Origin of the sequence: Syntrophothermus sp., from assembly GCF_013314835.1 — a bacterium.
Classification (GTDB): Bacteria; Bacillota; Syntrophomonadia; order Syntrophomonadales; family Syntrophothermaceae; genus Syntrophothermus; species Syntrophothermus lipocalidus.
Map to the genome: position 1 here is coordinate 23,998 of NZ_JABUEX010000034.1, position 7,290 is coordinate 31,287.

Below are 7,290 nucleotides of genomic sequence, written 5' to 3' on the forward strand. Positions count from 1 at the left end.
GCGGGGTGATGGGGCTGAAACTGACCGCGAGGGAAAAAGAGATACTAGAGATACTAAGAAAAGAACCGTTGATATCTCAGGATGAACTGGCGCGCCGTCTGGGAATTGCCCGCTCCTCTGCAGCTGTGCATGTTTCGAATCTCATGAAAAAGGGCGTTATTCTCGGCCGAGGATACGTGTTCAACGAGCGGGTATCCAGCGTGGTGCTTGGCCAGTCCGGCGTGGAAATAGCCGTTGAGACTGGGATGAGAGAAAACTGGGAAACCGTAACCCGGATCACGACCGGGATCGGCGGTTTTGCGTACAAGGTGGCGACCAATCTAGCCCGTTTCGGTTTGGGAGTTAAGATACTGACAGCCCTAGGAATAGATGAGGAAGGGGACAGGCTTATTGAGCGGTTGATGAAAGAGGAAGTAGATACTTCTAGTCTCTACCGTTCTTCCCAGCACGGTACGGGGAAGAGGGTCAGGGTTATCAGTCAAGACGGCTTAGTTGAATACTCTGACGATGTTGGACTGGATGTGTTTGAAGGGTTACTGGACATATGGAGTCACTTGTTGACAGGGTGCGAGTGGTTGCTGGTGGAGCATAACTTCCTGGAAATGGTGTTGCGGAAGCTAGCTCAGCGAGAATCGTCGCAGTGGCCTTATATTTGTACCCTGCAGTTGGTAGGAAAAGAAGGCTTTCTTGCTGACGTTTTTTCTGATTGCCACTTGCTGGTATTGGGGGTAAGCGGCGGGGAGGTTGAAGGCTGGATTGAGAAGGGGTTGGGACTGGTCGATAAGGGATTGGGAAGCTTTGTGGTAACTGACGGTACTAGCAAGGTTTTTGTCGTTAACAGGAAAGGCTCGACGGAGGTGACGTTGGCACCCAACCAGGGATTCGAAGTTACCCGGGGGCTGGAAGCGTTTTTAGCCGGGATAGTCTACGGGTTGGCTCAAGGTTACCAGTACAGGCAGGCGGTACGAATAGGGAGCCGGGTAGCTTCATTAACCGAGGGAGGAAACTTATGATAGGGGATATAACCGTCGAAGAGGCTTTGAGTTTAGAACAACCGTTATTCGTGGATGTACGCTCACCTTCCGAGTACAAAGAGGCTACCATCCCGGGGGCGGTGAATATTCCTTTTTTCTATGATGCGGAGCGAGCGGAAATAGGCAGGATCTACCGGGAGGAAAGTCCATGTCGGGCCAGAGAGAGAGGACTGGAGATGGTCGCCCCCAGATTACCTCAGCTGGTTAACGAGGTAGAGCGTCTGTGTGAACTCGGGCAGGTTGTCCTTTTCTGCTGGCGGGGAGGAGAACGGAGTCAAGCCTTAGCCAGTGTTTTGCAGCTTATGAGGGTACCCTGCTACAGGCTTGATGGCGGCTACCGTGCTTACCGCAGGCACGTGGTTCAGCAACTGGAGTTGCTCCCCAGGGGCGAGGTGGTTGTTCTGCACGGCCTGACCGGGTGTGGAAAAACCGAACTAATAAAAGGATTGCGGGAGCGGGGCTATGCCTCCGTTGACCTGGAGGGGCTGGCCTGCCACAGGGGCTCGGTCTTCGGGGGAATGGGAATGGGCGAGCAGCCTGGGCAGAAGATGTTCGACAGCCGGTTATGGCAAGAATTAAAGATGCTGGAGAGCTACCCATACTTGGTAGTGGAATGTGAGAGCCGGCGGATAGGACGGGTGTACTTGCCTTCGCATCTTTTTAGTAAGATGAGCCAGGGCAGACATATCCTGGTTTATGATTCGCTGGAAAACAGGATAAACCGTCTGGTACGGGAGTACGTCGTGGGAGATACGGAAACGGTTGTTCAAGAGCTGAAACAGGGACTCGATGCCCTGGAAAGATTTATCGGCTCCAAGCGGGTAAAGTACCTGATGGATGAACTGGAAAAAAGGGATTTTGAGAAAGTTGTTGAATACCTGTTGTTGAATTACTACGATTCCCTGTACCGGTATCCTTCGGGGCCGGACAGCCGGTTTGAACTGTGTGTCAGTGCCGGGGACCTCGGGCAGGCGATAACAGAGGTAGGAGAATACCTGGAGAGGCAGTATGACGCTAAGGGGTGAGGAACCATAGGTGCTTTTGGAGATATACTGCGTTCGCGACGTGAGAAGCTGGGTTATACTCTCGAACAGGCCGAAGAGGAGACCAAGATAAGGAAGTACTATCTGAAGGCTCTGGAAGATGAGAATTTTGCGGTGCTGCCAGCCAGGGTTTATGCTATCGGCTTTGTCCGCCGTTATGCCAGGTTCCTCTCGCTTAACGAAGATGAAGCCGTACAATGGTTCAAAGAGATGGTGATGCCGAAAGAATATGAGATTGAGGACGATACGGAAGGCGAGGAGAAGAGTCCCAGGTTGAAGACGCCCGCAATAAAATGGCAAAATGTTTTAGCAGCAGTTGTTTTCTTAATCTTGGCTATTTGGCTGGGAACACTGGTTGTCGGCTATTTTTCGCATCACATCAAAGAGAACCGGTCTACGCCCCCAACTACATCTGTTGACGAGAGAACACCATCGACCGGAACGAAGAAAACCGGGTCTGGTATGGGAACATCGCAGGTAAAACCTGCACCTGGAAAAGAGGAAGAAAACAGTAAAAATGTTGCCGGGACTCAGGCAGGAGAGAAGGCAGGAAGCGGTACAAAGGAACAGTCCACGCCGTCGTCTGGAGGGGTACAACTGCCGGAAAAGGAAGTTACAGTAAAGCTGAGGGCTACCGACCGGAGTTGGGTAAGCATATACGTAAACGGTGAACGCGCTTTTTCCGGCATAATGAACCCAAATGAAGAGACTCAGGTGCAAGGTTATAAGGTAACGTTGACCATAGGGAATGCAGGGGGGATATTGGTAACAGTAGATGGCAAGGAACTTGGTTATTTAGGCAAATCACGCGAGGTTATCAGAGATAAGGTTTTTACGAGCGGATCTTAGAAGGACGGGAACGGATGCGGCGGGTTGCATCAACCCGCTTTTTATATTGCTCATATCGGGGAGTGTTCGGCAGTGAAAACCAGAGTGGGGTTCATCAGCTTAGGGTGCCCAAAGAACAGGGTGGATACAGAGGTGATGCTGGGCCTTCTGAAGCGAGAGGGTTACCTGGTGGTGAATAAAATGGACCAGGCAGACATAGTTATCGTCAATACCTGTGGGTTTGTCACACCGGCCAAGGAGGAAGCAATCAACACCTTGCTCGAGGTGGCCCTGTTGAAAGATAAAGGAAATGTCAAAAAGATAATAGCCACTGGCTGTCTTGTGCAGAGATACGCGAGAGAATTGCAGGAAGAGATCCCAGAGATCGACGCATTAGTGGGGGTATCCGATTTTGTTCGGATTGCAGAAGTAGTCGCCCGGGTGCAAACCGGGGAAAGGTGCTGTTTGGTCGGCGAATTGCCCAACAGGTTTCGGGAGAGCGGGCCCAGGGTGCTCAGCACTCCGCCCGGATGGGTTTATCTGAAGATAGCCGAAGGTTGTGACAACCGCTGTTCTTACTGCGCCATTCCCCTGATTAGGGGGCCTTTTCGCTCCCGCCCTCTTTCGGATATACTGGAAGAAGCGCAGAAGCTGGCTGGTTTAGGCATCAAGGAACTGGTGCTGGTAGCTCAGGATACCACCATGTACGGGCAGGATCTTGAAAAAAACCTCAGCTTGGCTTTGCTGTTACAAAACCTGTCTCGGATCGAGGGCATAGAGTGGATCAGGGTCATGTATGCCCACCCGCTTCATGTCACTCCTGAGATGGTGGAGGTTATAGGAAGAGAGCCCGGAGTGATTCCGTACCTGGATCTGCCGATTCAGCACGCTGATGATTCCACTTTGAAGCGTATGGGGCGGGGATATTCGCGTTCATACCTGGTGTCTCTGATCGAAGATTTACGCCGCCGGCTGCCGGGCCTGGTTCTACGCACGACGGTCATGGTCGGTTTTCCAGGAGAAAGCGAGTCGAGTTTTGAAAACCTTTGCTCCTTCGTTAAGGAAACCGGTTTTGATTGGCTGGGAGCGTTCATGTATTCAGAGGAGGAAGGGACAGCGGCTGCCCGTTGGGAAGATGATGTTCTGGAGGAGGAAAAACAGCGGCGCTGGCGCGAGATTATGAGAATACAGTCTGCCATCACATCTGAACTCAACCGACGTCGCACGGGAAAGGTGGAGCAGATACTGGTTGAGGGTTGCACCAGGCCGGGAGTCTACTGGGGGCGGGGCTATTACCAGGCTCCAGAAGTTGACGGTATAACCATCCTTAAGTCGGCAAAACCTTTACAAGTTGGTCAAATGGTGAAAGCGAGGTTAGTTGACAGTAAGGGTTACGACGTTACCGCGGAGGTAGTCGAGTAAAATGCTTGCGATGAGTTGGAGGTCAGTATAACCTGGTATTGAAAGGGGGAGGCGTTGCCGCAGGTGGAAATGAGCGCAAGATATAAGGTGAGGTTACGCACAAAGAGGTCTCTAGTAGGGATGTCGAACCGAAAATCTAGGGTCCAGGCGAGCGTTGGGCCCAGTGCGAGCCCGTTCAACTTACCCAATGTACTTACTGTTTTCCGAATATTCTTGGTACCGGTTTTTATGTTCTTTTTGCTAACCAGAATCCAGTACGGCAATTATTTGGCAGCCGGGGTTTTTGTCATGGCAGCGGTAACCGACAGCCTGGATGGTTATATAGCCCGCAGGCGTAAACAGGTAACGAAACTGGGGATAATCCTTGACCCGCTTGCCGACAAGTTGCTCATTACTTCGGCACTTATCAGCTTGGTCCAGCTGGGTCAAGTCGCTGCTTGGGTGGCGGTAGTTATTTTGGGACGTGAATTCGCGGTGACGGGGTTGCGGGCGGTGAAGGCGGAAGAAGGGGTTATAATTCCGGCCGGATCCCTCGGTAAGCTTAAGACCATAGCCCAGATTGTGGCCGTAATCCTGGTGATTCTTGAGGATTTCTATCGTTCGCTGTTGTCCTGGCCCATCGGAGATTGGGCTATGTACCTCGCCGTTGTCCTTACTGTTGCTTCCGGCCTCCAGTATTTTTGGCGCTGGAAGTAACCTTCCTTTCATGATCATGCCGGTGTTTCCAGGGATTCACGGGGAGCTTCGGGATTAGCTTGTGCTATAATCAGTCTGAGGTGTTGGACAGTGTGGAAGGACTTCAAAGCACCGGTAGCCGTGATCGCCTTTGTGGTTACCTTGGGCGTAGCGATGGCTGGGTATAGCTTGTACAACCGTTATCTTGTCGAAAAACCGGTTCAGGAAGAGATGAGCCGGATACCCGGAGTACAAGAAGTCGAGATCAATAGAGAAAACCATAAAGTAACTGTCACAGTTACATTGGAGGATATGGAAGACTTCGCGCCTAGTTACAGAGATGTCGATAAGTTGGCTAAGGAACGGTTTGGGGAAGGAAATTACTCTTTGCAAATCAAAGACACGAGGAACCAGGAGCTTGAGGAAGTTTACCGCGGACTTCAACTCTACCTTTACCAGGGCATAGCCAATAATTCTTTTCTGTGGCTGAACCAAGAAATTAATAAAGTGGCTAGAGAACACCAATTGAAGTACAAGTTGAGCGTTGATGAAGACAACCTGTACCTTCAATTGCACAAACAGGGACATTACCTGTATGAGGTTATAAAAAGAGGAGAGGATAACAGCTCTGAACCAGCGGTGGGGAGGTAGGTACATGTGTCACGCGAAATCGCCCTAGGGTCAGGCATTGGCATCTTGATTTTTCTGGCTGTTCTGGGGGTTAATGTTCTCCCTTTCATCTTTTTTGCCGGGATTATAGTGGCTTTTTATTTTTTTTATCAGATGCAAGGAACCGGGGGTTTCAAAGGATTGGATTCCCGCGAACAGGTCGGAGGTTTGATTACCTTCGATGACATAGGCGGACAGGATTCTGCTATTAAGGAGCTAAGAGAGGCTTTGGAGTTTCTTCTACGACCTGTTGAAATTCTGGAAATGGGCATTCGCCCCTTGAAGGGAATCCTGTTGGTAGGGCCACCGGGCACAGGTAAGACTCTGTTGGCCAGGGCAGCAGCCAGTTATACCAAATCATCGTTTCTGGCAGCTTCGGGCAGCGAGTTTATTGAAATGTACGCCGGAGTAGGAGCAAAACGGGTGCGACAGCTGTTCAGTGAGGCCCGTAAAAAAGCGCGTATGTCGGGAAGGAACAGTGCCATACTTTTTATTGACGAACTGGAAGTCTTGGGAGCGCGAAGGGGTTCTCATCAAAGCCATATGGAGTATGACCAGACGCTCAACCAATTGCTAGTAGAAATGGACGGGTTGATGCCCGACGATGAGACCAGGCTGTTGGTAGTCGGGGCGACCAATAGGGCTGACATGTTGGATCCGGCTTTACTAAGACCGGGACGGTTCGACCGCCAAGTGATGGTCAGCCTGCCTGACAAAAAGGGGCGAATCAGGATTCTCGAGATACACACCCGCAACAAACCGCTGGCCGATGATGTCGACATGGAAGACCTGGGACGGGTTACTTTCGGGTTTTCGGGGGCGCATCTAGAGAGTTTGGCCAACGAAGCCGCTATTTTGGCTTTCCGGGAAGGAAGCAAAAAGATACATCACCGCCATTTTAGAGAGGCGGTGGATAAAGTTATTTTAGGAGAAAAACTGGAAAGAACACCGACAGACGAGGAGCTCCGGCGGGTAGGTGTGCACGAATCTGGACATGCTCTGGTCAGCGAGTTACTACAGCCAGGTTCGGTTTCTTCACTTACGGTGGTGCCGAGAGGACAGGCTCTAGGGTACATGCGGAAGTCACCGCAGGACGACCAGTATCTTTACACCTGGGATGAGCTATGCGGGCAGATTATGGTTGCCCTGGCCGGGGCTATCAGTGAAGAAATATGGTTTGGTAGCCGGAGTACTGGGGCCAAGAGTGACTTCGAGCAGGCGTGGGAGATAGCACGCCAAATAGTGGTGAGCGGTTTATCTCCTTTGGGGGTAGTTCATGTTGAGGACATTCCTCAGGAAGTTATGTACAACGAGTGCAGCAGGATCATAAAGGAATTGGAGGATAAAACCAAGGAACTTCTAGTCCAGAACTACTCGGTCTTGCAATTGGTTGCGGAAAAACTTTTGGAAGAAGAGACACTGGACCGAAATCAGTTTGGAAGTTTGCTGGAAGACAGGCTTCAGATTGCGGTCTAAGCAGGTGTTTGGTGCCTGACTCCGAATAGTAGAGCGATGAGGGCCGATGTTCAACGGATGAGCATAAATTACGTTGTAGTAAATCGGGTCCGACCTGAAACGTGGGGTTGCTTTCGAAAATTGAATTCAGGTTGATGTAAGTG

The 7,290-nt window shown here is 51.0% G+C and carries 7 protein-coding genes; all 7 read left to right on the forward strand.

Annotation, left to right across the window (positions count from 1 at the left end):
• Positions 1–8 precede the first annotated feature (8 nt).
• Complete coding sequence (locus tag HPY90_RS10665) at positions 9–1,013, forward strand: PfkB family carbohydrate kinase (protein ID WP_287194364.1); 1,005 nt, start codon at positions 9–11, stop codon at positions 1,011–1,013.
• Positions 1,010–2,059 (forward strand): tRNA 2-selenouridine(34) synthase MnmH, encoded by a 1,050-nt coding sequence (mnmH, locus tag HPY90_RS10670; RefSeq protein WP_287194366.1) that lies wholly within the window; start codon positions 1,010–1,012, stop codon positions 2,057–2,059. The genes HPY90_RS10665 and mnmH overlap by 4 nt, the downstream gene beginning before the upstream one ends.
• Positions 2,060–2,107: 48 nt before the next feature.
• Positions 2,108–2,926 carry a helix-turn-helix domain-containing protein gene (locus HPY90_RS10675; RefSeq protein WP_502707206.1) on the forward strand — a complete coding sequence of 273 codons (819 nt, stop codon included), beginning with the start codon at positions 2,108–2,110 and terminating at the stop codon, positions 2,924–2,926.
• A 72-nt stretch (positions 2,927–2,998) separates the two neighbouring features.
• Positions 2,999–4,327, forward strand: coding sequence for a 30S ribosomal protein S12 methylthiotransferase RimO (gene rimO / locus HPY90_RS10680; protein WP_287194368.1), 1,329 nt, complete (start codon positions 2,999–3,001; stop codon positions 4,325–4,327).
• Between the two features lie 120 nt (positions 4,328–4,447).
• Positions 4,448–5,023 carry a CDP-diacylglycerol--glycerol-3-phosphate 3-phosphatidyltransferase gene (pgsA, locus tag HPY90_RS10685; protein ID WP_287194369.1) on the forward strand — a complete coding sequence of 192 codons (576 nt, stop codon included), beginning with the start codon at positions 4,448–4,450 and terminating at the stop codon, positions 5,021–5,023.
• 90 nt (positions 5,024–5,113) lie between these two features.
• Complete coding sequence (locus HPY90_RS10690) at positions 5,114–5,653, forward strand: heavy-metal-associated domain-containing protein (RefSeq protein WP_287194371.1); 540 nt, start codon at positions 5,114–5,116, stop codon at positions 5,651–5,653.
• Between the two features lie 6 nt (positions 5,654–5,659).
• Positions 5,660–7,147, forward strand: a complete 1,488-nt coding sequence (locus tag HPY90_RS10695) for an AAA family ATPase (RefSeq protein WP_287194373.1) — start codon at positions 5,660–5,662, stop codon at positions 7,145–7,147.
• Positions 7,148–7,290: the final 143 nt, after the last annotated feature.

What these genes read in the sequence shown, in the direction of transcription:
- mnmH (WP_287194366.1), top strand. Translation starts at nt 1,010, where the DNA reads ATGATAGGGGATATAACCGTCGAAGAGGCTTTGAGTTTAGAACAACCG.
- HPY90_RS10665 (WP_287194364.1), top strand. Translation starts at nt 9, where the DNA reads ATGGGGCTGAAACTGACCGCGAGGGAAAAAGAGATACTAGAGATACTA.
- pgsA (WP_287194369.1), top strand. Translation starts at nt 4,448, where the DNA reads ATGTCGAACCGAAAATCTAGGGTCCAGGCGAGCGTTGGGCCCAGTGCG.